This window comes from Polaromonas sp. CG_9.7, assembly GCF_015752205.1.
Lineage (GTDB): Bacteria > Pseudomonadota > Gammaproteobacteria > Burkholderiales > Burkholderiaceae_C > Polaromonas.
The window spans coordinates 133,832-158,318 of sequence record NZ_JADOVG010000002.1; the positions used below are offsets into that span (position 1 = coordinate 133,832).

A 24,487-nucleotide genomic window follows, 5' to 3' on the forward strand; every position below is an offset into this window, starting at 1 on the left:
TTGGCGAACAAGGTGTGCGCCGCGATGGCGCAGATGGGTTTTTCCATCAGGCTGACCACGCAAACCACGGGCCAGATCACGCCCTCCAGCCCGGTTCAAGACAACGGCCCATCGACGGAGCAAACGCACCAGCCGGCATGACGCAGGCCTCCATTGCGATGGCGCCTGCCATCACTGCGTCGCTGCTGGCGGGTGTGCTGGAGTCGGCCATGGACGCCATCATCACGGTGAATGCGCAGCACGAAATCATCCTGTTCAATCCGTCGGCCGAAAAGATGTTCGGCTGGCCCCGGCAGGAAGTTCTGCAGCAGCCGCTTGAAAAGTTGATTCCAGGAAACTTTCGTCACAACCCTGTGGGTTCACCCGATCAGTTCGCGGGCACTGGCGCGGCGTACGGATACGGGGTCGGCCTGGGCACGGTCATGTATGGGCTGAGGGCCAATGGCGACGAGTTTCCGATCGAGGTCTCGATCTCGCAAGTCGATACGCCTGAAGGTATGCTTCGCACTGCAATTGTCCGGGACGTTACCGAATTGCATGCCTCGCAGACGCAATTGAGACTGCTTGAAACCAGTATTTCTCACCTGAACGATGTGGTGGTCATCACCGACGCCGAACCGCTGGGTGAGCCAGGGCCGCGCATCGTTTTTGTGAATGCCGCGTTTGAGCGCCACACCGGCTACCGACGCGAAGAAGTGATAGGGAAGACGCCGCGCCTGCTGCAGGGCCCATTGACGCAACGCAGCGAACTGGACCGTATCGGCGTTGCGCTCGGAAAGTGGCAGCCGGTCCGGGCCGAACTGATCAATTACACCAAAAGTGGAGAGGTTTTCTGGGTAGAAATTGACATCGTTCCCGTGGCCGATGCCAAGGGCCATTTCACACACTGGGTTTCGGTGCAGCGCAACGTGACCGAGCGCAAGCGGGCTGAAGAGGCGCTGGTGGACAGCGAAAGGCGCTATGCCGCGCTGTTTGCCTCTGCGCCGCTGCCGATGTGGGTGTTCGACCCCTGCGGCAGCCAGCTTTTGAAGGTCAACCAGGCGGCCATTGATGACTATGGCTATTCCGAAGCCGAGTTCATGGCGATGACGCTGTCAGACATCCAAGGTGGTACCGAGCTGATGTGCCTGCCTCAGCAGGGAGCCGAAGCAGTCCAGAAGCGCCAGGCGTCGTCCCGGCATCGGCGCAAGGACGGTTCGCAGTTTTGCGTTGATGTGGTGGCGCGGCCGATCCAGTTTGGCGGCCAGCCGGCGTGTTTTTTGGTGGCGCTGGACACCACGGCCCGGGTCAGGGCCGAAGCGAAAGTGCGCGATCAGTTGTTCACCCTGCAGCGAGCCGCCGACGCCGCCCAGGCGATCACCGTGCACCTGACGATCGACGGCATAGTGCAGGAACTGGCGGACCAGGCACGCGGTGTGATCGGCACGCACCAGGCCGCTGTCAGTCTTGCCGTTGACGGCAACTGGACCCAGGCGGTGCATGCACTGTCGCTGTCCGGCGACTATTCAGCGTACCGCAGCGAGTTGCCGCTGGCCCAGGGCAGCAGCATCTACAACCGTGGCACCAACCGCACCCGTTCAGTGCGGCTGACACAGGCCGAGGTGCAGGCGCATCCCGGCTGGTGCCAGGTCGGCAGCCCTGCAGACAGGAACCGCATGATGGGCGGCTGGCTGGCTGTTCCCCTGACCGGCCGTGATGGCCGTCATATCGGCGTTCTTCAGCTGTCTGGAAAGTACGAGGGCGATTTCACCCAGCAAGACGAGTACGTGGCGACAGAAATGGCACAGTTGTCGTGTATTGCCGTAGAGAATGCCGGCCTGATGCACGAAGTCAGCCAGCTCAACATCGGGCTGGAAAAAAAGGTTGCCGAACGCACGGCCGCGCTGGCGCGCCAAGAGGCCCTGTTCCGCGCCCTGGCAGAGCAGGCGCCGCAGATCATCTGGACCACCGACCCGAATGGCCATGTCAACTACATGAACCATGCATGGTTCGACCTGATGGGTGGCACGCTGCACGACTGGACAGGCGGAAAGTGGCTCTCCGTCCTGCACCCTGAAGACATTGCCACCCTGAAGCAAAACTGGACGCTGGCCCACGCCGGCCATCTGCCTTTTTCCGGCATCCGGCGCTGGCTGTGCCAGGACGGCAGCGTTCACACCATGGCTTACCGGGTTTCCCCGGTGCTTGACGAACACGGTGCGGTCGCCTTCTGGGTCGGCATCGATGCCGATGTGACCGAGTTCAAGCAGATCGAGGAAACCCTGCGCCGGTCCAACGACGAACTGGAAGCCTTTTCCTATTCGGTGTCGCATGATCTGCGCACGCCGCTGAGCACCATCAAAGGCTTCGGCTCGCTGCTGGCCAAGCAGTTGACGGGTGACAACAATGAAAAGGTCCAGCATTACCTGACCCGTATCCAGCAAGGTGTGACGCAAATGGGCAGCCTGATCGAGGATTTGCTGTCGTTGGCACGGGTGACGCGAACCCCCCTGAGCTACCAGCAGGTCGATCTGTCCGCCATGGCGCAGCGTATTCTGGACGAGTGGCAAGCGCGCCAGCCGGAGCGCGTGGTCATAACCCAGGTCGAAACTGCACTGCTGGCCCAAGCGGACAAACCGTTGCTGAGGGTGGTCATGGAAAACCTGTTGGGCAATGCGTGGAAATTCAGCGTCCTGCAGGCCGAGGCCCGGATCAGTGTCGGGCAGCAACTGGACGCCGCCGGTCAGCCGGTGTTCTTCGTCCGTGACAACGGCGCCGGATTTGACATGGCGCATGCTGAAAAGCTGTTCCTTCCTTTTGAGCGCCTGCATTCGTCCCCGGAATTTCCTGGATCCGGCATCGGGCTGGCTACCGTCAGCCGCATCATCGAACACCACGGTGGCCGCCTGTGGGCCGAAGCCACGCCCGGGCTGGGGGCGACGTTTTACTTCACGTTGCCGCTGCAGGCGCTCACTGCCTGAGCAGCAGATTGCCGGGTTCAGCCATCTTGGCCCAAGCGGGCAGGGGATAGGCCTTCAGACGCGCATCACGTTCGGCCCGGGGCAGCGCGGCCAGATCCCTGACGGCGCCATAGAAACGTTGCCAGTCGCGGCCTTCATGTTCAAACAAGGCTTCGAAAGCGGGCACTCCTTCGTCATACGCCGCCTGGGCGCCGAAGGACGCGTTATTGGCGCGCGCCACCCACGGGTCGTAACCGGCATAACCGTCCCACGAGGCGCGGAGTTGTGCATAGTCGGCCCTGAAATGCGCCAGTGCTATCGTTTTAAGAGCTAGTTGCGCCCGTGGGTCTTGCGCAGAAGCCTTATTTGATTCATAAATGGCGGTCAATTCCCTGCGCGTGGCTGCCGTCAGTGCACGGAACTGCCGGCGGCGACCGTCAAAGCGCTGGTACGCCTGGCGGGCTTCGTCGCTTCCCCCGCCTGCCGGCGTATCCAGCCAGTGCTGCACGCCCAGCCGCTCGACAGCCGTGGCAAACGATTCGTTGAACCCGGTGTCGCCGGGCGCGTAGACCACCTGGTGCGCCAATTCATGGAACACCAGCCGCGCCAGTTCACCGTCGGGGTAGTTGATGAAGGTACTCAGCAGCGGGTCACCGCCGGCCCAGTTCATCCAGCCCAGCGTGGAATAGGCCGGCACGCCATAGACGCTGGTTTCCAGTCCCTCGGCAGCCAGCCGGTCTGCTTCGGCACGGGCCTCGGCTTCGCTGAAATATCCCCGGTAGCCGACGCAGCCGGCCACCGGAAAACACCAGGTCTTGAGCGTCAGCGACAGCGCGGGCGCCGCCACCACGTTCCAGACGACGGCGCTGCGGTGCAGGTCGGCATAACGCTGGTAGCTCGGGTTGTCGGGCAGCCCGAGATCGGTCACGGCGAAGCGGCGGATGCGCTGCGCCAGGGCCAGCCGGTTTTTAAGCGGCGCTGGCGTCTGTTGGTCACCCAGCCAGTCGTTCACGGGACGGGCGGCATGGAGCATTGTCAGGTGGCCGTTGACCGACTGCCAGTAATAACCCAGGTTGGCGCAGCCTGTCAGGCTGACCCCTGCCAGGGCAGCCGCCAACAGCTTCTTGTGTCCTGTCCAGGCCATGCAGGGGTTTCCGTTCAATCCGCCTGAACCTGCACCAGGCAGTCGTAGAACACCGGCCCGCCCCCCAGGTCGGTCAGGCGCTGGCTGGTCAGCTGGTTGACGTTGGTGCCGCCCAGGCCCAACTTGCGCCACCAGATGCCCAGGCCAACGACCACGCCGGGCCGGGCGCGCAGCGAGACTTCGGCCTTGACGCGGTAGTCGCCGCGCGCATTGAACACCCGCACCGTGCTGCCGTTGGCAATGCCGCGTGCGGCAGCATCGTCCGGGTGCATTTCCAGCAGCGGCTCGCCTTCCATGGCGCGCAGGGTCTTGACATTGGCGAAGGTCGAATTCATGAAGTTGCGTGCCGGCGGCGAGATCATGGCCAATGGAAACTCGCTGGACGTGCCTGCTGCTTCGTAATTTGGCACATGGTCGGGCAGGCCGTCCAGACCCTGCGCGGCCAGCCGTTCGCTGAAGAACTCGCATCGGCCCGATGGCGTGGGAAAACCGCCTTCGGCAAACGGCGCGTCCGGCAGCGGCAAGGTGGCAAAGCCCTGGTCCAGCAGCGTCTGGAAAGCCACCTGGTCACCAAATGCCGCACGGCACAGCGTTTCGTCGTCGTCCAGAAAGCAGGGATCGGCATAACCCATACGCGCGGCGAGTTCGCGAAAAATCTGCGTGTTGGGCTTGCTCTCACCCTGCGGCGCAATCGCCGGGCGGTTCAGCAACACGTCGGTGTGGCCGAAGGTGGTGTGGATGTCCCAGTGCTCCAGCTGCGTTGTCGCCGGCAGGATGAAATCGGCCTGGTCGGCAGTGTCGGTCTGGAACTGCTCCAGCACGACGGTGAACAGGTCGTCCTGCGCAAAGCCGCGCACGACCTGACCGGAGTCAGGCGCGACAGCCACCGGGTTGCTGTTGTAGATGATCAACGCCTCGATCTTCGGGCCGAAGGCGGGTGAGCTGGCGCGCAGCAGATCGTCGCCGATGGTGCTCATGTTGAGCGTGCGCGGCGTGCGTCCGGCCAGCAGGTCGGGCCGTTGCAGCGCCGCCCGGTCCACCGGGAAAACGCCCGAACTGCTCATCAGCAGGCCGCCGGCCCGGTGCCGCCAGGCGCCGGTCAACGCTGGCAGGCAGGCCACGGCGCGCACCGCGTTGCCGCCGCCGCGCACCCGCTGCATGCCGTAGTTCAGGCGAATCGCCGCTGGCTGTTTTTCCACAAAGCACTGGCCATAGTCGCGCGCCAGGGAGCGAATCTGTTCGGCCGGTACGCCGCACACGCTGGCGGCGCGCTCGGGGCTCCACTGCAGCGCTCGCTCGCGCAGCGCTGGCCAGCCCAGCGTGTGGCGGGCGATGTAGTCGTGGTCCAGCCACTCATGGGTGATCAGCTCGTGCATCAGCGCCAGCGCCAGCGCTGCATCGGTTCCTGGCAGCAGGGCGATGTGCTCATGGCATTTTTCAGCCGTTTCACTCAAGCGCGGATCGATGCAGATGAGTTTTGCGCCGTTTCGCTTGGCCACTTGCGCATAGCGCCAGAAGTGCAGGTTGCTGCCAATCGAATTGCTGCCCCAGATGATGATGAGTTTTGATTCGGCAAAGAACTCCACCCGCATCCCGACCTTGCCGCCCAGCGTTTGCGTCAAGCCTTCAGTGCCGGCAGCGGCGCAGATGGTGCGGTCGAGCAGCGACGCGCCCAGCCGGTTGAAAAACCGCCCTGCCATGGCTTCGCCTTGCACCTGGCCCATGGTGCCGCAGTAGCTGTAAGGAAGAATGGCTTCCGGATTTCGCGCGGCAATGGCGCTCAATCGTTCGGCAATCTCGCCCAGGGCGGTATCCCAGCTGACCGGCTCGAACTGCCCGCTGCCTTTCGGGCCGGTGCGTCTGAGGGGCTGGAGCAGCCGTTCGGCATGGTAGGTTCGCTCGGTGTAGCGCGACACTTTGTTGCACAGCACGCCGCCGGTCTGCGGATGGTCAGGGTTGCCTTGCACGCGTGTGGCCACGCCGTTTTCCACGGTGGTCAGCAGTGAGCAGGTGTCAGGGCAGTCGTGCGGGCAGGCGCCGCGGATTTTCAACACAACAGGGGGACGGGTCTGGATTGGTGCAGCATGCAGCGTGGCCATGGGGGTTAAAAAGCTCATGCCCGAACTTTATAACCAATTGTCCTGGCGATGTGCAATTTGCACTGAACCGGCATTCGGCACCTGTTATAAATACCTCTTCGCAAGGCAGTATGAAGAAAGTTTTTGATACATTAGTTATCAATTTAATACAAATTGGAAAAATCCCGTGATGCTTACTCGCAGAAAATTTTCCATCGGCACCGGCGCAGTGCTGGTGGCAGGAGTCAACAGCGCTCGCGCCCAGTCCAATGGCAAGATCATCCTCGGGCAATCGGCGGCTTTCACCGGACCCGCTGCTCAACTGGGTATCCAGTTCAATCAGGGCGCGCAGGTGTATTTCGACCAAGTCAATGCACAGGGCGGCGTTGGTCGGCAGCAGATCGAGCTGCGCAAGCTGGACGACGGCTACGAACCCGCGCGCTGCGTTGAAAACACCAAAAAATTCATTGCCGACGATGTGTTCGCGCTGTTCGGTTACATCGGAACGCCAACCAGCCTCATGGCGCTGCCAATTGCAATCAAGGAAAAAATTCCCTTTGTCGCGCCGTTCACTGGCGCCATGGGCCTGCGCGAACCGTTCAGCCGCTATGCCTTTCATGTGCGGGCATCGTACAACGACGAAACCGAGTTGATTGTGAAACAGCTGACCACCCTGGGGCTGAAGAAAATTGCCGTTTTCTACCAGAACGATGCCTACGGCAAGGCCGGCCTGGAGGGTGTTCACCTGGCGCTGGGGCGCCTGAGCCTCAAGCCGGTGGCCCAAGCCACGGTGGAGCGCAATTCGGTCGATGTGGGACAAGCCGTCAAGACGCTGGTTGCGGCCCAGCCCGATGCGGTGGTGCAGATCGGCGCCTACAAGGCCTGCGCGGCCTTTATCCGCGAGGCCCGCAAGGCCGGCTACGGCGGCACCTTTTACAACGTGTCGTTTGTCGGCACGCAGGCACTGGCTGACGACTTGGGCAAGGACGGTGCGGGCGTGGTGGTGTCGCAGGTCGTGCCGTCGCCCTACAACCCTGCGCGTCCGATTGCGCGTGAATTCGCCGACGCGGTGAAAGCCGTGGGCAGCAAAGAGGTGCAGGCCAACTTTTCCAGCATGGAAGGCTACCTGGCCGCCAAGGTGTTCGTCGATGGCCTCAAGCGGGCCGGAGGCAAACCGACCCGCGAATCGCTGATCACTGGCCTGGAGAACATCGGCAGTCAGTCCTTTGGCGGTTTTTCGGTGTCGTTCGGGCCCGGTAACCATGTGGCGTCGCGCTTTGTCGAGCTTTCGATGCTGACCGGCGACGGCCGCGTGCGGACCTGAAGTGCCCCCTGGGTGGTGCACGAAAAGCCTGACGTGTTCAGGCTTTTTTTGGGGCCGATGATCCGCCATTGCCGATCTGGCGAGTCAGTTATGCTTGAAAGCCGATCCCGCTAGCATGCTTTTGCCTTTTCCATTGATGCCTCTTTCTTTTTCAAGCCTGTTTTCGCTCGTTCGCCTGATGCGGCCGCACCAATGGGTCAAGAACATTTTTGTACTGGCAGGACTGGTGTTCAGCCAGAGCTGGGACGTCATCACCCTGGACCTTGCGGTCTTGCGCGCCTTCGCGGCCTTTTGCTGTGCTTCAAGCATGGTGTATATCCTGAACGACTGGCATGACCGCGCCAGCGACGCCCTGCATCCGGTCAAGCGCAAGCGGCCGCTGGCCAGCGGCGCGGTGACGGCGGTTCCTGCAATGTTGCTGGCCGCCACGCTGCTGGCCGCAGGCGTTTTGCTGGCGGCCGGCAATTACACGCTTTTGCTGCTGTTGGCACTGTATGCGGTGTTGAACATGGCGTATTCATGGCGCCTGAAGCAAGTCCCGGTGGTCGACGTGGCCATCATTGCGGCCGGCTTCATGCTCCGGCTGCTGGCCGGCACGGTGGCGGTCGGGATCGCGCCTTCGCGCTGGCTGCTGCTGACCGGGATTTTCATGACGCTGTATCTCGGTTTTTGCAAGCGCAAGGCCGAAAGCTTCCACGAAGAAGCCAGCCAGAGAACGGTGATGGCAGGCTACCCGCCAGCGTTGATCGATACCTTTATCGCCACCACCATGACGGCGACGCTGACCACCTACAGCCTGTTTGCCACCAGCTCCGAGGCGCAGTTGCAGCACAGTGAGCGGCTGCTCTACACCGTGCCAGTGGTTGTTTTTGCGCTGCTGCGCTACACCTACCAGGTGCATCGCGGCCAAGGCGAAGATGTGGCGCGCGACCTGCTGCGCGACGCCTGGCTGCTGGGTGCCGGCGCGTTGTGGCTGCTGATTTTCCTGAGCCACCGGTTTTGACGGCGGACAGGCAGCGTCCCGAGTCAAGCACTTCGCCATTGCGTCCCCGGTTCAAGCTGCCAGTGAAGCAGCTGCTGCTGGTGCTGGGGCTGGTGGCCACGGTGTATGCGACGGCGCTGCTGGTGTGGGGCGAGAGCCCGCGCATGTCGCTGGCCCGCCTGTGGTCGCTGAACGGCTTGCAGGCGGCCAGTCTGTGCATGCTGAACTACGGATTGCGCGGCCTGCGCTGGCGCTTCTGGATGGCGCATTACGGACGCCACTTTGGCCTGTTGCCAGGGCTGCGGTTGTACCTGGCTGGCTATGCGTTCACGCCCACACCCGGCAATGTTGGCGAGGCTGTCAGGGGTCTGGTGCTGGCGCGTGAACCCCTGAGCGTGCGGCAAAGCCTGGCCCTCTTTGGCGCCGAACGCCTGGCCGACCTGCTGTGCCTGCTGCTGCTGTGCCTGCCTGCGGTTGCCTGGGCATGGAACCAAGGCGTGATTCAGCGGATGCCGGGTTGGGTGGCATGGCTGCTGATGGGCGGGGCAGTTGTGGCCATGCTGGCGGTGGTTGCGCTGTTTTGGCTGCGGCGGGGCGGGCTGCAGCTGCCAGGCTGGCTGCACGACGCTTGGACCTGCCTGCGCCAGCGGCCGCTGGTCTGGTTCAGCCTGACGCTGTCTGCCTGGTTTGCGCAGGGCGTGGCAGTCTGGCTGGTCTGCAGCGACATGGGCCTGTCGCTGGGGCTGGCGACGGCGACCGGTTTCTATGCCGTGGCCATGGTCGGCGGCGCTTTGTCGGCGCTGCCGGCGGGTCTGGGCGGTACCGAGGCCGTTCTGACCGGCCTGCTGGTGGCCTACGGTGCAACAGCAGGCAGCGCGCTGGGCATGACCGTCATGGTCCGGCTGCTGACGCTGTGGCTGGCCGTGGCCCTGGGTGTGCTGGCCTTGCTTTATAGTGCGGCCATCGCCCGGGACATCAGTTTTCGCTAGCTGCTTTCCGTTTCATTTTTTTCTCTTTTGACTGCGCTGCGGCTCGTCATCGCCAGCCATTTATCTGCTGCGCGCCTGCCGCCGGCCTGCAGTTTTCCCGCTGTTTATCCGACCCTTGACCATGTCCCACCACCCTGTCACTGCTTCTTCCCCGCAGGCGGTTTCCGCTACGCTGATCCGCTGGCTGCTGGTGGCCGGACTGGCGTCGCTGCTGCTGCGTTTCTGGATTGCCGCCACCTTTCCGATGTCCGGCGACGAGGCGTTTTTCTACTGGTGGGGTGTTTACCCCGACTGGGGCTACTCCGACCATCCGCCGATGGTCGGCTGGCTGATTGCGTTCATGCGCGCCACCCTGGGTGACAGCATGGTGTCGATTCGTCTGCCGGCGGTGCTGCTGCCGCTGGCGCTGGGCGCGGCGCTGTGGTGGGCGCTGGCGCCGCTGGACCGGGTGCGGGCTGCCTGGGCGGTGTTGCTGTTCTGGCTGGCGCCGCTGAACTGGCTCTACGCCATCATCACCACCGACACGCCGCTGATTTTCTGGTCCATGCTGTCGGTGGCCGCGTTGATGCGGGCCGAGCAGCGCATCCGGCTGGACCGCGCTGCCTACGGGTTGTACGGCCTGTCCGGCGTGTTCCTGGGCTGTGCTTTTTTGTCGAAGTATTTCTCGGTGGTGCTGGGGCTGACCTACCTGTTGTATTTTTTGAGGTATCGCCGTGAGCGGCTTGCGGGCCTGGCGTTGCTGGTGGCCTGTGCCTTGCCTGGCCCGGCGATCAACATTGCCTACAACATGTCGCACGGCTGGTCGAACATCATGTTCAACGTCTACAACCGCAACCAGGACGCAGCATTCGAATGGCGAAAGCCGCTGATGTATGTCGGCATGATGGTTTACCTTGCCACGCCGGTGGCCGTCTGGCTGGCCGTGAAGCACCGCCAGGCGCTCGGTGCCAGCGCCCGTTCCCACCGCCTGCTGGCCTGCCTGGTGGTCGTTCCCCTGCTGTTTTTCCTGTTGCTGTCGGCGAAAAAAGTCATTGGGCTGCACTGGGTACTGTCGTTTTACCCCTTCGGTTTTGCCTGGTTGGCGTTTGCGCTGCCGGCTGACCGCCTCAAGACCTGCGCCAAGGGCCTGGCGCTGTTTGCTGGCCTGCATGTGGTGGGGGTCGCCGGCCTGTACCTGACGACGCTGGACACCTGGCACAGCGCAAAAATTTATCCGCAAATCGTTCGCAGCGTCAAGACCGCCGAAATCCTCCAGCAGGCCGACCGCCCGGACGCGGTGCTGATGGCTGATTCGTATACCGCCGCGTCAATCTACGGTTTCGAGCGCCGCCAGTACATGCCGGTGTTCGGCGTGGGCCGGTTCCATGCGCGGCAGGACGACATGCTGGTGGATTTTTCGCTCTACCAGGGCCGCGCTGTGCGAATCCTCACGCCCGACCCGCCTGATCTGCAAGCCTTCGAGCCCTACTTTGACAGCGTTGCCGTGCAGAGTTTTATCCAGGACGGCGTGACCTTCTATGTGGTCGAAGGCAGCGGATTCAACTACCCCGCCTACCGCCAGGGGGTGCTGGGCGAGGCCTTCCGTCAGTTCTACAACATACCCGCCTGGCTGCCCATGTCCGGTTGCCCGTTCTGTGAGCGCTACTGCGGCCAGGTGCGCTGCCCGCGCTAAGGTTGCCGACCCAAACCATGGCTTGGGTCATGATCGGTAAATAATAGTAAAAAAGGTATTTTTCGCAAGCAGGACGTGTGTTGACAGCTATTAAAAAAAGAGCTGCTTGCTGAGCTTCTTTAAATCGCAGGATCTGCGTTTCAGTCCTGTAGTTCCACCCGGGCCATGTCGATGTTCAGCCGCTCCACTGCATCAAGCGCTTTGCAGGCTGCAGCCTGTTCGTAAAGCCGAGTGGCCTCTGTCATCCGCTTGTCGCCTTCGAGCATGACCATGCCGTTGGCATATTCGGTCATGGCGATGGCCGACCCGGGGTTGATCTTGAGCGCTTCCCTGAACAGTGCCATGCTTGTGTCCTTGCGCGCGCCGTAAGTCATGCTGCCGATCAGCAAACCGACCTTGTCAATGACCTCGGCATGAAAGGTGGCCAGCGCAATGTGTGCATCGGCGTGCCGGGGCGCGAGTTGCAGGGTCTGCTCCAGTGCGGTCTTGACCTTGCTGTCCAGTCCCTGCGCCAGCGCTTTTGCCACACTGATGCCTTGGCTGTAGCGCCCCAAGGCATAAGCTTGCGCATACCAGGCGTTAGGATTTTTCGGGTCTGCCGACTGCAGCGCCTCAGCCCTTTGCGCCACCTCCAGAAACAGGTCGAGCTTGGATTTTTCCTTGTTTTCCAGGTAATTGGCGTAGATGCAGGTCGCCTTGTTGGCCACCGTGATGCCGTCACCGGCGGCTTTCAGCCCAGCTGCGTTTGCCTTCTGGAATTCACCGTTGTGGAACAGCACCCAGGCCTTGAGCACCGCTGCATCCATGGGTAGCGATTCACAGTCGCCTTGGTGCAGTCGAGTCCAGCTTTGCGTCAGGCTGGCTGTGTCAAAGGCATAGGCGCCGGGGTAGGGAAAAGGGTTCCATTTGTCCATGAACTTGTCTCCTTGACTCATTTTTATGCAATCTGGTGGCCCGTGCCAGCATAGTTCAGGCTGACAGGTTTTCCGGACTTTTGCAGGTGACCTCCTGGCTTTGCAAGTGGCTTTTCTGGGCAGGCTCCAGACAGGGTATCAGCAGGCTGAGGACATGGTGCGCGCCGCGTATCCGGGCCGATTTGGCATTCTTGGGTTGCATAGCATGGCGCAGATGGCGCACATATTCAAAGCTCGGCCAGTAAGTCAACAGCTCCACCACCATACTGGTGGATGTTGCGTCGAATTCGCGGGGTTAATGGCTATTGCACCAGCATGGCTCATGGCCCCAAACATGGTTCTGACGGGACCTGCCATCACTGGCATTGATCAATTCATTGAGCGCATGCTCGCAGCGGTCTAACAGCGAATTGATCAGTTCGTGCTTGGCGGGGTATGGTAATAAAGATCGCCTGAGCTGAAGCCGAGTTTGGCGGAGATCAGGGTGGTCAAAGCATTGGATTCGCCAAACCGGTTGAACATTTCAAATGTGACCTCAGGAAACATTCAGTCGTGCTGAGAAGGCATTTTTATCACCCCGTTTCTCCAGGTTCAATTTGTTTGCAAACTCTAACTCAGCAGCATTACCGAAGTGCACAAGGAAACTGCATGCAGGGTATTAAAGAGGAGAAGAATTCGCTCAATCTGTGCAGAAGCGAAAAGGGTACAAACCAGAAGGAAGCCTTTGACAACCGTGTCCGCACGGAGCTTTTGACGAATTATTTCGTTGCCAAGCGCCAGCAGGTTGATCGGCAAGCCACTAATCAAGAAACAGTATTTTGATCTGTAGTGCAAAGTCGACTGACATAGCCAATCGCCACCAATTCAATAAGTATTGATGGCAGGTATAACCTCTACGATTTGCTTGGCAACAAGCCTGCGCTCAATTCGCCGCACTATCAAAAACAGCTAGAAACCAGTCTCGTTATTACGAGTGAACTGTCTCACACAAGTGTTTTGACAATCTAGGCAGGGCGAAAATTTGAGAACGTCAAATCAGTGCAAAAATGAATTTTTGAGACAGTACCGAACTTGACCTGAATGGACATTGCAAAGCAAGTACTGCACACGCTCATATCCAGCATATACAAGTGCGCGGCGCACACTTGCCATTGCTTGCTCACTGATCGGTTTTCGCCAAGCGCTTAGAAACGCCAGGTATCAAAAACTCCTAGGACCATCAAATATCAACGAACTAAAAGCTGCGCGTAGAGTTGGTTCTTGGATCGCTTCAAACACCAGCAGATATTGAAAAGCTGATGTATTAACTTTTGATCAAAAATTCCTGTTTGTCTTGGCCGGCCGACATTTTAGCGCTCAACCAAGCTGGCGACTTGCCGCGACCGGTCCATGTCTTTCCGCTCTCGGGGTCTTGGTATTTGGGGGCGACAACATTGCGTTTGTCTCCCGAAATCCGCTTAATAGCCCCTTTCCCCGCAAGCCCCAAATCAGAGGCGGTCAGATCATAATTTTTGATCAATTCTTTAGCTGCCGTGACAGCTTCGGCGCGCTCGCCTTTACGTTCAAAATCCTGTTGTTTCCTTAAATCGTTCAGCTTGGCTTCGAATTCATTGATTTGTTGCTGTAGCTCATTTGATTTCTGCATGAAAAGAGGTCTCCTTGAAAAGAAAGTAATGTTAATCGATTATTTAGACAAAAATTAACTGAATATCTTAGGGCTTTAAATTTTATCGAAGCGCATATTTCTTATAAATTGTTGGAAACAACTTTAGCTTTATTGCTTGGATCTGTTACGCCTAACTAGAGATTTTGCTGCATCTAAAAAATACTTTCATCTGGACTATCACAAAAATATCCGTATGCAAGATTAAGTTTTGTAAAGTTTTGAGAGAATTTGATGCTTGCAATTTATCCAATGATTGGTGGCTATTTGCCGATATGTGTCGATATGGTGTTTTTATTTAAAAGGGCGTGACATCAGGCACCAAAAAAAGTTACTGCTCTTGGTCTGCCAAGCAAATGAGCGCTATAGCTTCTGCATTTTTGGATCCAAATCGCAAGGTTCAAGTCTGGAGCTTGCTGATTAGCAAAAAACTGTCCAAAGTAGAATGGGGAATTTGAGATCGGAGACAGGAAAAAATGCAAGATGCCCCGAAACGTGTCAGCACTGTTCAAAATGAAGTCGGTCTGTTGGATTTATTGGTTACTTTGGCTGAAAACATCAAATTGCTGGTTGTCGGTCCGTTGATTGTGGGGATATGTGCCTTGGGTGTCAGTTTTCTGCTTCCGCAAACTTTTCAAAGTGTGGCGGTTCTTCAGGCTGATCAAGCCACGGCCAGCTTGATGACCACGGCAACTGTTCTAGATCCAGTCGTTGCCTCTCTTGGTTTGGCAAAAGACGTCACCGTCGAAGAAGCGCGTACCAAATTACGCGAGCAATCTAAAACGAATGTAGGGAGAGTCGATAAATTACTCACGCTGACTGTTTCTGCCCACACTGCGTCACAGGCGCAAGCAATTAACTCTGCCTTGCTTCAGCAAACTTATGTTGAGAGTAGTCCCAAAGGCAGTGTTCGAGCACGACTCGTCGTGCAGCTGGAAGAAGCGAAAATTCGGCTCAAAAATGCCCAGGATGCATCAGTTGGCGTTCTAAAGCGCCTTGAATCCAATAGTTCGGGCACTACAGGCGGGATGGAACTGGCACGCGGCTATGCCGAGTTATTAAGTGCCACAGGCACAGCGCAAGGCCAGGTCAGTCTTTTGGAAGCTCAACTGGAAGGTCTAAGCAATGCGCAACTTGTGCAAGCACCAACTATGGCGCAGAAACCCAGCCAACCGAAGAAAGGGCTGATTGCCATAGGTGCTACGCTAGCGGCAGGTTTGATTTTTTTACTGTTCGTTTTTATCCGGCAAGGCTTTCTTGGCACCACACCAAGTCAGCAGAACTCCGAAAAAATCTTGCGTATTCGCAATTCTTTTGGCTTGAAATAGCTCATCAGCATCAAGTAATAAAACGATTGCAGGATTGAGTGCAAATCGGTTCCAAAATTTCCGCATTTGAATAGCACAGTAAATTTTTAGTACCCTCATGACAATTCTCATAACTGGCGGCGCAGGCTTTATCGGCGCAAACTTTGTTCTGGACTGGCTAATTCAAACGGATGAGCCCATCGTCAACCTGGACAAGTTGACCTACGCTGGCAATCTGGAAACACTGGCGAGTCTGCAAGGAGAGCCGCGCCACATTTTCGTGCAGGGCGACATTGGCGACAGCGCGTTGGTCGCCCGCCTGCTGGCTGAGCACCGGCCCCGCGCCGTGCTGAATTTCGCTGCTGAAAGCCACGTAGACCGCTCCATCCACAGCCCCGAAGACTTTATCCAGACCAATATCGTCGGAACCTTCCGCCTGCTTGAAGCCGTGCGCGCCTACTGGAGCGGCCTGCAGGGCGAGGCCAAGGCAGCTTTCCGCTTCCTGCACGTCTCCACCGACGAGGTCTACGGCTCCTTGAGCGCTGCCGACCCCGCCTTCACCGAAACCCACCGCTACGAGCCCAACAGCCCCTACAGCGCCAGCAAGGCGGCCAGCGACCACCTGGTGCGCGCCTACCACCACACCTACGGCCTGCCGGTGCTGACCACCAATTGCTCGAACAACTACGGCCCGTACCATTTTCCGGAAAAGCTTATCCCGCTGATGATCGTCAACGCGCTGGCTGGCAAACCCCTGCCGGTGTATGGCGATGGCATGCAGGTGCGCGACTGGCTGTATGTGAATGACCATTGCAGCGCCATTCGCCGCGTGCTGGAAGCCGGGCAACCGGGCGAGGTGTACAACGTGGGCGGCTGGAATGAAAAGCCGAACATCGAGATTGTCAACACCGTTTGCGCCTTGCTTGACGCGTCGCGGCCCAAGGCTGACGGCACCAGCTACAGCGCCCAGATCACCACCGTCAAGGACCGCCCCGGCCATGACCGCCGCTATGCCATCGACGCCAGCAAGATAGAGCGCGAACTGGGCTGGAAGCCCGCTGAAACGTTCGAGTCCGGCATCCGCAAAACCGTGCAGTGGTACTTGGCCAACCCGGAGTGGGTAGCCAATGTGCAAAGCGGCGCTTACCGCGACTGGGTACAAACCCAGTATGCCAGCGCATGAAAATCCTGCTGTTTGGCAAGAACGGCCAGCTCGGCTGGGAACTTCAGCGCAGCCTGGCGCCACTGGGGGAACTCATTGCGCTGGACCGACACAGCCAGGACCTGTGTGGCGACTTGGGCAACCTGACAGGAATTGCTGACACGGTTCGTGCGTTGCGCCCCGATGTGATCGTCAATGCCGCCGCCCACACGGCAGTAGACAAGGCTGAAAGCGAGCCCGAGCTGGCCCGCACCATCAACGCACAGGCGCCCGGCGTACTGGCACAAGAGGCGAACAAGCTGGGCGCCTGGCTGGTGCATTACTCGACTGACTACGTGTTCGATGGCAGTGGCAGCCGGCCCTGGGTGGAAACCGACACGCCCGCGCCGTTGGGCGTGTATGGCCGGACCAAGCGCGAAGGCGAGCAACTGGTGGTCGAACATTGCCGGCAGCACCTGATGTTTCGCACCAGCTGGGTGTATGCCGCGCGCGGCGGCAACTTTGCCAAGACCATGCTGCGCTTGGCGCAAGAGCGCGAGCGCTTGACGGTGATCGACGACCAGTTCGGAAGCCCCACCGGCGCCGAGCTGATTGCCGATGTCACTGCCCACGCCATTCGGCAGGTACTGCTCCGCCCGCAGGACGCCGGGATCTACCATCTGGCCGCTCAAGGCGAAACAACCTGGAATCGCTATGCAAAACACGTGATTGCGCAGGCGCAGCGGGCGCAGAAAGCTATGAAAATAATAGCCGCTGAAGTCGCCGTCGTGCCAACCAGCGCTTTTCCGACGCCAGCGCAGCGACCACTTAACTCGCGCCTCGATTGCACCCGGCTACAGACAGTTTTCGGTTTGACTCTGCCCACCTGGCAGCAGGGCGTGGACCGTATGCTGGCAGAAATCCTTTAAGACACCACAAGAAAACTACATCCTCATGACCCAACGCAAAGGCATCATCCTCGCCGGCGGCTCCGGCAGCCGGCTGCACCCGGCCACCCTCGCCATCAGCAAACAGTTGCTGCCGGTGTACGACAAGCCGATGATCTATTACCCGCTGAGCACCTTGATGCTGGCTGGCATTCGCGACGTGTTAGTCATCAGCACCCCGCAGGACACGCCGCGCTTTACGCAACTGCTGGGCGACGGCAGCCAATGGGGAATGAATCTGCAATATGCTGTGCAGCCCAGCCCGGATGGTCTGGCTCAGGCGTTCTTGATTGGCGAGCAGTTCGTCGGCAACGCCCCCAGCGCCTTGGTGCTGGGCGACAACCTGTTTTACGGCCACGACCTGGTCAACCTGCTTTCCAGCGCAGACAGCCAGGCCAGCGGTGCCACCGTATTTGCCTACCATGTGCACGACCCCGAACGCTACGGCGTCGTCGCCTTCGACAAGGCCGGCAAAGCCATCAGTATTGAAGAAAAGCCGCTCAACCCCCAAAGCAACTTTGCCGTCACCGGCCTGTACTTCTACGACAGCCAGGTGGTTGACATTGCCAAGGCAGTGAAACCCAGCGCGCGCGGCGAACTGGAAATCACCGCCGTCAACCAGGCCTACCTCGACCAGGGCTCACTCAACGTGCAGATCATGCAGCGGGGTTACGCCTGGCTGGACACTGGCACGCACGACAGCCTGCTGGAAGCCGGCCAGTTCATCGCCACGCTGGAGCGCAGGCAAGGCCTGAAAATCGCCTGTCCCGAAGAAATCGCCTTTCGCAACGGTTTTATCACTGCAGAACAACTCGAAAAGCTGGCCCAGCCGCTGGCCAAAAACGGCTACGGCCAATATTTGCAGCGTCTATTAAGCGAGAGTGCTCCGTCATGATTCAAGGCCTGTTAACCAATGCCCCTCGTCTGTCATCCCGGGCTTGACCCCGGATCCATGACACTTAACCAAATTCGAACCCGCCCCGAATCCGCCCCATGCAAGTCACCCCCACAGCTATCCCCGACATCCTCGTCATCGAACCCAAAGTGTTTGGCGACGCGCGCGGCTTCTTCTATGAAAGCTTTAACCAGAAAGCATTCAACGAAGCTACCGGCCTGAATCTGAACTTTGTACAAGACAACCACAGCCGCAGCTGCAAGGGCGTGTTGCGCGGACTGCATTACCAAGTCCAGCAACCCCAAGGCAAGCTGGTGCGCGTGGTGCGCGGGGCGGTGTTTGATGTGGCGGTGGACATCCGCAAGGCATCACCCACCTTCGGCCAGTGGGTCGGCATGGAATTGAGCGAAGAAAACCACAAACAGCTCTGGATACCTGCCGGCTTTGCGCATGGGTTCATGGTGACCAGCGATTGCGCAGAATTTTTGTACAAGACTACCGACTACTATGCGCCTGAGCATGAGCGTTGCATCGCGTGGGATGCCCCCGGCATTGGCATTGAATGGCCTTTGACGACGCTGCCCAGTCTGTCAGCCAAAGACCAGCAAGGGCTCTCTTTGCGCGAGGCTGAGACTTTCTAATGGCATCAGCTGTAAGTGATGTACTGCAGCAAAAAATGGTAACTAAAAAAGGCTCTGGCGCATATGCATTGAGCCTAAATAGCTAAAAAAAGCATAGTGAAAAATGGCCTGCGTCAATTACATAAATGCATGAAGCCCAATGATTAAACCCTTTATTCACCCGCTGTCGGACGTTCAATCTTCCGCTATTGGTTCAGGCACGCGTCTGTGGCAGTTTGTCGTTGTGCTGCCCGGCGCCCAGATCGGGCATGACTGCAATATTTGTTCGCACTGCCTGATCGAAAACGACGTGGTGGTGGGCGACCGTGTCACCGTCAAGAGCGGCGTGCAGCTTTGGGATGGCTTGCGCGTAGAAAGCGATGTCTTTATCGGACCCAACGTTACGTTTACCAACGACAAACATCCCAAAAGCCAAAACACTGGTTTCAAGCTCGCTCCAACCTGGGTAGAGGCGGGTGCCAGCATTGGCGGTGGTGCCACCTTGCTACCCGGCGTGCGGGTGGGAGCGGGTGCCATGGTCGGGGCGGGTGCAGTTGTGACCAAAGACGTACCCCGCGGTGCGACAGTAGTTGGTAATCCGGCAAGAATCATAAAACAAACAAGTACAAAGGACGTTGCGTGAACTTCAATATCGATGCCTGCCAGATGATTTCGCTTCCAAAAATTGCTGATCCCCGTGGCAACTTGACATTTATTGAAGGTGGCAGCCATATTCCTTTCGACATTCTGCGTGTGTACTACCTTTATGACGTACCCGGCGGTGCGGAGCGTGGAGGCCATGCGCACAAGGGGCTGCAGCAACTCATCATTGCCATGTCAGGCAGCTTCGATGTGGTGCTCGACGACGGTCGAGAAAAGAAACGGGTTCACCTCAATCGCTCTTACAACGGCCTGTATGTCTGTCCCATGATCTGGCGTGAACTGGACAACTTTTCTTCGGGCTCTGTCTGCATGGTGCTTGCCTCCAGCAAGTATGACGAAGACGACTATTACCGAAACTACGCCGATTTCATTCAGGCACGGACATCATTATGAATATTCCTTTTTTGGATCTTGGCGCGGCTTATCGCGAGTTGCAATCGGACATTGATGCCGCTGTGGCACGTTCGCTGGCTTCTGGCTGGTACATCGGCGGGCCAGAAGTTGAAGCCTTCGAGCAAGAGTTCGCTGCTTATACCGAAGCGCAGCACTGCGTGGGCGTTGCCAACGGCCTGGATGCCCTGCACCTGGCGCTGCGCGCCATGGACGTGGGTCCGGGCGACGAAGTCATCGTGCCAAGCAACACCTACATTGCCACTTGGCTGGCCGTGAGCCAATGCGGCGCCACGCCGGTTCCAGTGGAGCCCGACGCACGGACTTTCAATATTGACCCAACGCTGATTGAGGCGGTCATCACTGCGCGAACCAAAGTCATTTTGCCAGTTCACCTCTATGGCCAGCCCGCTGACATGGATCCGATTCTGGCCATCGCACGCAAGCACGGCCTGCGTATTCTGGAAGACGGGGCGCAAGCGCATGGTGCGCGCTACAAGGGCAAGCGTTTAGGGGCGCATGGCGACGCTGTGACTTGGAGCTTTTACCCAGGCAAGAACTTGGGCGCCATGGGCGATGGCGGCGCGGTGACCACCAATGACCCACAAATTGCCGACCGTATCCGAGTGCTGCGCAACTATGGCTCACGCGTGAGGTATGTCAACGAAATGCAGGGTTACAACAGTCGGCTGGATCCGCTGCAGGCTGCTATATTGCGCGTCAAATTGGCGAAGCTGGACGAATGGAATGCTCGGCGCGGTGTCATCGCGGCTCGCTATCAAGAGGGATTTGCCAACAGTGGCCTGACATTGCCGCATGTACCCGAGTGGGCTGTACCGGTGTGGCACCTATATGTGGTGCAGCACCCCCAGCGCGACGCATTACATAAGGTACTTGCAAACAACGGTGTAGGTACGCTGATTCATTACCCCATTCCACCGCACCTGCAACAGGCCTATGAATCGGCTGGCTGGGAGCAAGGGTCATTCCCATTGACAGAGCGAATGGCAAATCAAGTGTTGAGTTTGCCAATTGGGCCAAATATAACGAAAGAATCAATTGCGCATATGGTTGAGCTAATAGTTATTGCGGTCAAATGATAGTCCGAATGTGCATCATGAGATTTAAATCACTTTATATATTACATGTGAAAGTTAAGATTAGATTTGAACAACCTAACATAGCCAAGATATTGCCTATTAGGGTTTTACAGGCATGACGCTTATCAGAACCACTTTGCTTAACGGCATTGCGGTTTTCATCAAGATGTTAACGCTATTGGGTATTAATAAGATTCTTGCAATCTATGTTGGACCAAATGGGTATGCAGCCATTGGGCAGTTTCAAAATGCTGTTCAAATGATTACTACTTTTGCAAGTGGCGCCATTAATACTGGCGTCACCAAATATACAGCAGAATATCATGATGATGCAGTAAAGCAGCACAGAGTATGGAGGACGGCTGGAACAATTGCTTTAACAGGCTCATTGGTGACTGGCATAATTATTGCAATTTTTAACGAGTCATTAGCCATTTGGTTTCTTAAGGATGCAAATTATAGCGGCGTCTTTTTATGGTTTGCAGCTACCTTGGTGCTATTTACATTCAACACTTTATTGCTAGCAATATTGAATGGTAAAAAAGAAATTAGACGGTATGTTTTCGCAAATATTGCAGGCAGTATTTTTGCTTTAATAGTTACTGCTATCATGGCAATCAAGTTTGGCTTATATGGTGCATTAGTCGCATTAGCAGTTTATCAGTCGATTACTTTTTTCGTCACCCTTTTGCTGTGTTACAAAGCTCCCTGGTTCAAAATTAACTATCTATTTGGCAAGATAGACAGGGAAATGGCTGTCAACCTAGGAAAATACACTGCAATGGCACTTACTTCAGCCGCATGTGTTCCTGTCAGTCATATATTGGTCCGCAATCATTTGGGTGAGTCGTTGGGATGGGCTGCGGCGGGTCATTGGGAAGCTATTTGGCGTCTCAGTGCTGCATACCTTATGGTGGTGACCACAACACTTAATGTGTATTATCTTCCAAGACTGTCTGAATTGACGGAGTGGTCTGAAGTAAGACAAGAAATTATGCAGGGATACAGGCTAATTCTTCCAGTGGCCGCTTTAAGCGGATTATTTATTTATCTGTTACGTGATCAAATAATAATTTTGCTATTCACCAAGGAGTTTTCTTCCATGCGAGATTTATTTGCATGGCAGATGCTGGGGGATACATTGAAAATCGGGAGCTGGATTTTGGCATATGTAATGCTCGGAAAATCCATGTTTCAGTTATTCATAATTTCAGAAATAGTATTCGCTGCAACTTTTGTTGGCCTAACTTGGCTTTTTACGGAATCGATGGGGTTGCAAGGAGTAGCTCTTGCGCACGCCGTAACTTACGCGCTTTACTGGTCGGTGATGTGGTTCTTTATTTTCAGAAATCTTGCGAAATAAATTTCGCACGGATAGAAAATTTCTTAGACAGACTTACTATATATTAATAATGACAGATAAAAATAATATTCGTGAACTAGTTACGATTATCATTCCATCTTATAACCATTCAGAATTTGTGAAAGAGGCAGTGCTGAGTGCACTGAACCAAGATTACGGAAATATTGAACTGATCGTTATAGATGATGGGTCATCGGATGGCAGCAGGGGAATTCTTCAGGACTTAAGCAAAAAATATGGATTTTTATATGTTGAGCAAAATAACCAAGGTGTCGCGAAGACTATAAACAACGGTATTCGAAAAGCGAATGGGGCTTATCTTTCAATACTAGCCTCTGATGATTATTTCTATACAAATAAAATATCATTGCTCATGAATCAGTTTGCAATCTTCGACAAAGATACTGCTGCAATATTTGGCGATGCTGTACTTGTTGATAAGTCAGGAAATAGTATTGAAAAAGAATATCAGGGAAGAAGGAGTGCTAATTTTCTTGATCTTTATTTGAGTCCTAAAAGAAAGAAACTCCTTTTAGAGAAAAAATATGCGGACTATAAAATGTTAATTGAGGGAAATTTTATACCTGCTATGAGCGTATTAATAAAGATGCAAAAAATCAAAGAGGTGGGTCTTTTTCCAGATGTCTACGCAATTGAAGATTATCCTATGTGGTTAGAGTTTTCAAAGAGATTTAAAATTAGGTTTGTAGATTTGCCTGTAGCTGTTTACAGGCAACATGATGACAATTCAATTGTGCGAGATAGATTAAAATTTATAAAAGAGCAAATAAGAATACTCAACAAAGAATTTCTTGAAGCTGTTTTTTGTGGCGCTTTACTAAAATATGTTTTTAGATACCTAAGGTTGTGTTTAAATTTTATTCTATATAAATTTATTATATTTCGATAGTAATATTTTTTAATATATTAATATGGAAAATTTCATTGCAATTATATGTTTTTTTATTTCGTTTTTAATACTGTGTCTGAGTGGTTTTAAGTTTTTAGGTGTTAATGCACATCCTTTGGCATTTTTAATTTGGACTCAAATTTTTGTTCTTACTGTTGTAGGTGTTGTTGGTCTTGGCATATTCGATTTGCCTATGTCTTATGGTGCAGACTTAGAGATTAGTCAAGAAACTCGCGTTAGCGTAATCACATTAACATTTTCAAGCTTGGCAATATTATTTTTTGGGCTGGCGTTTTTATTCTATACAAAAATATTCGTGCCGCTTCAATATGATATTTATCAAGGTGATGTTTTCATCGTAAGTCGTTTGACATACGTGTCATTTTTAATTTTAGTATTAAAGTTGATTTCTATTCCAGAAATACCCTTTTTTCTGGCTTTAAGCGGCGATGTCGTGGCTGCTGCTGAGGCTAAGGTTCTTTTGCTAACTAAGCAAACTGGAATTACTATCTTTGGTATAAATTATATTTTAAGAAGCTTTATTTCATATATTTACATTGCCTCGGCGATTTTATATTCAATTGATTCAAAAAATAAAACAATTAGAAATTTATTTTTTATAAATCTTGTTCTTGTTGTGCTGGATGGTTTATATGACGTACAAAAACAAACATTGGTCATCCTTGCTCTTGCTACATTCTGGATATTTTACATCCGTAAGGGAAAATTTCTAATATTGCTTAAAGGGGGATTCTTAGCAGCTTTTTTGGTTGGATTAATGTATGTACTAACTTTAGATCAAGATCTTGACTCTAGTTTATTTGTTAATTCATTGAATAGAATTTTTTTAGCGCAATCAGAAGGATTGTTTTACATAAGAGAAACTATTGATCCATCTTTAAATTATATGTGGCTTGGGATGCCATTGGCCAGTTTGATTGGTCTTCCCCAAAATGATCCAGCTGCTGAAGTAGTAAAAATTTTCTTTCCTACTGCTGGTGATTCGTGGCTTAACTCTAATACTTATTTTATTGCACATGCTTGGTCAATTTTTGGTGATTGGGCTATTTTGATTGGTCCAATTTTTGTTTTGCTTAATATTCTAATAATTTTGATTGTTATGCAGGCATTAATAAGAATAAGGCCAGTTATATATTATGCTATTGCATTTTGGTTTATAATAAAAATGCCGGTTGTGAATTTATTTACAGAATTTTTTTGGTTTAAAGTTGTTTTAGATGTATTTGTTAATTTGATATTCGTTTTTCTTTTGGTTGGTCTTGTTGAATTGGTTTGCAAAAAATCGGTAAGCAAAATCGAAGTTATAAATAAATAGAGATTTTGAATGGGCCTAATTCATAATGCGGTTAAGCTTTATCAAAATTTTCAATTGAATAGGTAGTAAGAGCCTAATTGTTTGTAATGTGGATAGACTTCAAATCCATG

23 protein-coding genes are annotated in these 24,487 nt (G+C 55.1%); 18 read left to right on the plus strand and 5 right to left on the minus strand.

The features are described 5' to 3' along the window. Together IWX87_RS19530 and IWX87_RS02650 are read left to right on the plus strand one after the other, a co-directional pair. Window positions 1-141, plus strand: coding sequence for a hypothetical protein (locus tag IWX87_RS19530; RefSeq protein ID WP_231376512.1), 141 nt, complete (start codon window positions 1-3; stop codon window positions 139-141). Beyond that, window positions 138-2,960: a PAS domain S-box protein gene (locus tag IWX87_RS02650; protein WP_231376514.1), complete on the plus strand. Its 2,823-nt coding sequence runs from the start codon at window positions 138-140 to the stop codon at window positions 2,958-2,960. Before IWX87_RS19530 ends, IWX87_RS02650 begins: the two co-directional genes overlap by 4 nt. On the opposite strand, the gene IWX87_RS02655 is transcribed toward IWX87_RS02650, so the two are convergent. Both IWX87_RS02655 and IWX87_RS02660 read right to left on the minus strand, forming a co-directional pair. Beyond that, window positions 2,950-4,083, minus strand: a complete 1,134-nt coding sequence (locus IWX87_RS02655) for an aminopeptidase (protein WP_196861971.1) — start codon at window positions 4,081-4,083, stop codon at window positions 2,950-2,952. The genes IWX87_RS02650 and IWX87_RS02655 overlap by 11 nt on opposite strands. A 14-nt stretch (window positions 4,084-4,097) precedes the next feature. Then, window positions 4,098-6,182 carry a molybdopterin-dependent oxidoreductase gene (locus tag IWX87_RS02660; RefSeq protein WP_196862196.1) on the minus strand — a complete coding sequence of 695 codons (2,085 nt, stop codon included), beginning with the start codon at window positions 6,180-6,182 and terminating at the stop codon, window positions 4,098-4,100. A 169-nt stretch (window positions 6,183-6,351) separates the two neighbouring features. On the opposite strand from IWX87_RS02660, the gene IWX87_RS02665 reads away from it, so the two are divergent. The 4 genes from IWX87_RS02665 to IWX87_RS02680 all read left to right on the plus strand — a co-directional run bounded on the left by IWX87_RS02665 (window position 6,352) and on the right by IWX87_RS02680 (window position 11,128). Beyond that, a complete protein-coding gene (locus IWX87_RS02665; RefSeq protein WP_196861972.1) occupies window positions 6,352-7,485 on the plus strand; it encodes an ABC transporter substrate-binding protein in 1,134 nt (377 codons plus the stop codon). Window positions 7,486-7,621: 136 nt separating this feature from the next. After that, complete coding sequence (locus tag IWX87_RS02670) at window positions 7,622-8,488, plus strand: decaprenyl-phosphate phosphoribosyltransferase (RefSeq protein ID WP_196861973.1); 867 nt, start codon at window positions 7,622-7,624, stop codon at window positions 8,486-8,488. Further along, on the plus strand, window positions 8,485-9,456 hold the full coding sequence (locus IWX87_RS02675) for a lysylphosphatidylglycerol synthase transmembrane domain-containing protein (RefSeq protein ID WP_196861974.1): 972 nt from the start codon (window positions 8,485-8,487) through the stop codon (window positions 9,454-9,456). Before IWX87_RS02670 ends, IWX87_RS02675 begins: the two co-directional genes overlap by 4 nt. A gap of 121 nt (window positions 9,457-9,577) precedes the next feature. Continuing rightward, window positions 9,578-11,128: a glycosyltransferase family 39 protein gene (locus tag IWX87_RS02680; protein WP_196861975.1), complete on the plus strand. Its 1,551-nt coding sequence runs from the start codon at window positions 9,578-9,580 to the stop codon at window positions 11,126-11,128. Window positions 11,129-11,268: 140 nt separating this feature from the next. On the opposite strand, the gene IWX87_RS02685 is transcribed toward IWX87_RS02680, so the two are convergent. After that, a complete protein-coding gene (locus IWX87_RS02685) occupies window positions 11,269-12,042 on the minus strand; it encodes a hypothetical protein (protein WP_196861976.1) in 774 nt (257 codons plus the stop codon). Between the two features lie 55 nt (window positions 12,043-12,097). Then, window positions 12,098-12,307, minus strand: coding sequence for a TetR/AcrR family transcriptional regulator (locus IWX87_RS19995; protein ID WP_370583737.1), 210 nt, complete (start codon window positions 12,305-12,307; stop codon window positions 12,098-12,100). A gap of 383 nt (window positions 12,308-12,690) precedes the next feature. Between IWX87_RS19995 and IWX87_RS02695 the strand changes: the two genes are divergently transcribed. Beyond that, window positions 12,691-12,864 (plus strand): hypothetical protein, encoded by a 174-nt coding sequence (locus IWX87_RS02695; RefSeq protein ID WP_196861977.1) that lies wholly within the window; start codon window positions 12,691-12,693, stop codon window positions 12,862-12,864. A 481-nt stretch (window positions 12,865-13,345) separates the two neighbouring features. On the opposite strand, the gene IWX87_RS02700 is transcribed toward IWX87_RS02695, so the two are convergent. Further along, window positions 13,346-13,687: an H-NS family nucleoid-associated regulatory protein gene (locus tag IWX87_RS02700; RefSeq protein ID WP_196861978.1), complete on the minus strand. Its 342-nt coding sequence runs from the start codon at window positions 13,685-13,687 to the stop codon at window positions 13,346-13,348. Window positions 13,688-14,181: 494 nt separating this feature from the next. Here IWX87_RS02700 and IWX87_RS02705 point away from each other — a divergent pair, with 494 nt between their 5' ends. The 11 genes from IWX87_RS02705 to IWX87_RS02755 all read left to right on the plus strand — a co-directional run bounded on the left by IWX87_RS02705 (window position 14,182) and on the right by IWX87_RS02755 (window position 24,377). Next, window positions 14,182-15,033 carry a Wzz/FepE/Etk N-terminal domain-containing protein gene (locus tag IWX87_RS02705; RefSeq protein ID WP_196861979.1) on the plus strand — a complete coding sequence of 284 codons (852 nt, stop codon included), beginning with the start codon at window positions 14,182-14,184 and terminating at the stop codon, window positions 15,031-15,033. Window positions 15,034-15,130: 97 nt separating this feature from the next. After that, the gene (gene rfbB, locus IWX87_RS02710) at window positions 15,131-16,195 is read left to right on the plus strand and encodes a dTDP-glucose 4,6-dehydratase (RefSeq protein WP_196861980.1); all 1,065 of its coding nucleotides are present in this window, start codon (window positions 15,131-15,133) and stop codon (window positions 16,193-16,195) included. Continuing rightward, a complete protein-coding gene (gene rfbD, locus IWX87_RS02715; RefSeq protein ID WP_196861981.1) occupies window positions 16,192-17,082 on the plus strand; it encodes a dTDP-4-dehydrorhamnose reductase in 891 nt (296 codons plus the stop codon). The genes rfbB and rfbD overlap by 4 nt, the downstream gene beginning before the upstream one ends. Before the next feature lie 25 nt (window positions 17,083-17,107). Next, window positions 17,108-17,995 carry a glucose-1-phosphate thymidylyltransferase RfbA gene (gene rfbA, locus IWX87_RS02720; protein WP_196861982.1) on the plus strand — a complete coding sequence of 296 codons (888 nt, stop codon included), beginning with the start codon at window positions 17,108-17,110 and terminating at the stop codon, window positions 17,993-17,995. A gap of 98 nt (window positions 17,996-18,093) precedes the next feature. Next, the gene (gene rfbC, locus IWX87_RS02725; RefSeq protein WP_196861983.1) at window positions 18,094-18,636 is read left to right on the plus strand and encodes a dTDP-4-dehydrorhamnose 3,5-epimerase; all 543 of its coding nucleotides are present in this window, start codon (window positions 18,094-18,096) and stop codon (window positions 18,634-18,636) included. A gap of 139 nt (window positions 18,637-18,775) precedes the next feature. Beyond that, window positions 18,776-19,258: an acyltransferase gene (locus IWX87_RS19935; RefSeq protein ID WP_196861984.1), complete on the plus strand. Its 483-nt coding sequence runs from the start codon at window positions 18,776-18,778 to the stop codon at window positions 19,256-19,258. A gap of 23 nt (window positions 19,259-19,281) precedes the next feature. Next, window positions 19,282-19,671 carry an FdtA/QdtA family cupin domain-containing protein gene (locus IWX87_RS02735; RefSeq protein WP_196862197.1) on the plus strand — a complete coding sequence of 130 codons (390 nt, stop codon included), beginning with the start codon at window positions 19,282-19,284 and terminating at the stop codon, window positions 19,669-19,671. After that, window positions 19,668-20,768: a DegT/DnrJ/EryC1/StrS aminotransferase family protein gene (locus IWX87_RS02740; RefSeq protein WP_196861985.1), complete on the plus strand. Its 1,101-nt coding sequence runs from the start codon at window positions 19,668-19,670 to the stop codon at window positions 20,766-20,768. Before IWX87_RS02735 ends, IWX87_RS02740 begins: the two co-directional genes overlap by 4 nt. Before the next feature lie 115 nt (window positions 20,769-20,883). Next, the gene (locus IWX87_RS02745) at window positions 20,884-22,131 is read left to right on the plus strand and encodes an O-antigen translocase (protein WP_196861986.1); all 1,248 of its coding nucleotides are present in this window, start codon (window positions 20,884-20,886) and stop codon (window positions 22,129-22,131) included. Between the two features lie 49 nt (window positions 22,132-22,180). Further along, window positions 22,181-23,041 (plus strand): glycosyltransferase, encoded by an 861-nt coding sequence (locus IWX87_RS02750; RefSeq protein WP_196861987.1) that lies wholly within the window; start codon window positions 22,181-22,183, stop codon window positions 23,039-23,041. A gap of 22 nt (window positions 23,042-23,063) precedes the next feature. Continuing rightward, the gene (locus IWX87_RS02755; RefSeq protein WP_196861988.1) at window positions 23,064-24,377 is read left to right on the plus strand and encodes a hypothetical protein; all 1,314 of its coding nucleotides are present in this window, start codon (window positions 23,064-23,066) and stop codon (window positions 24,375-24,377) included. The last annotated feature ends 110 nt before the right edge of the window (window positions 24,378-24,487 follow it).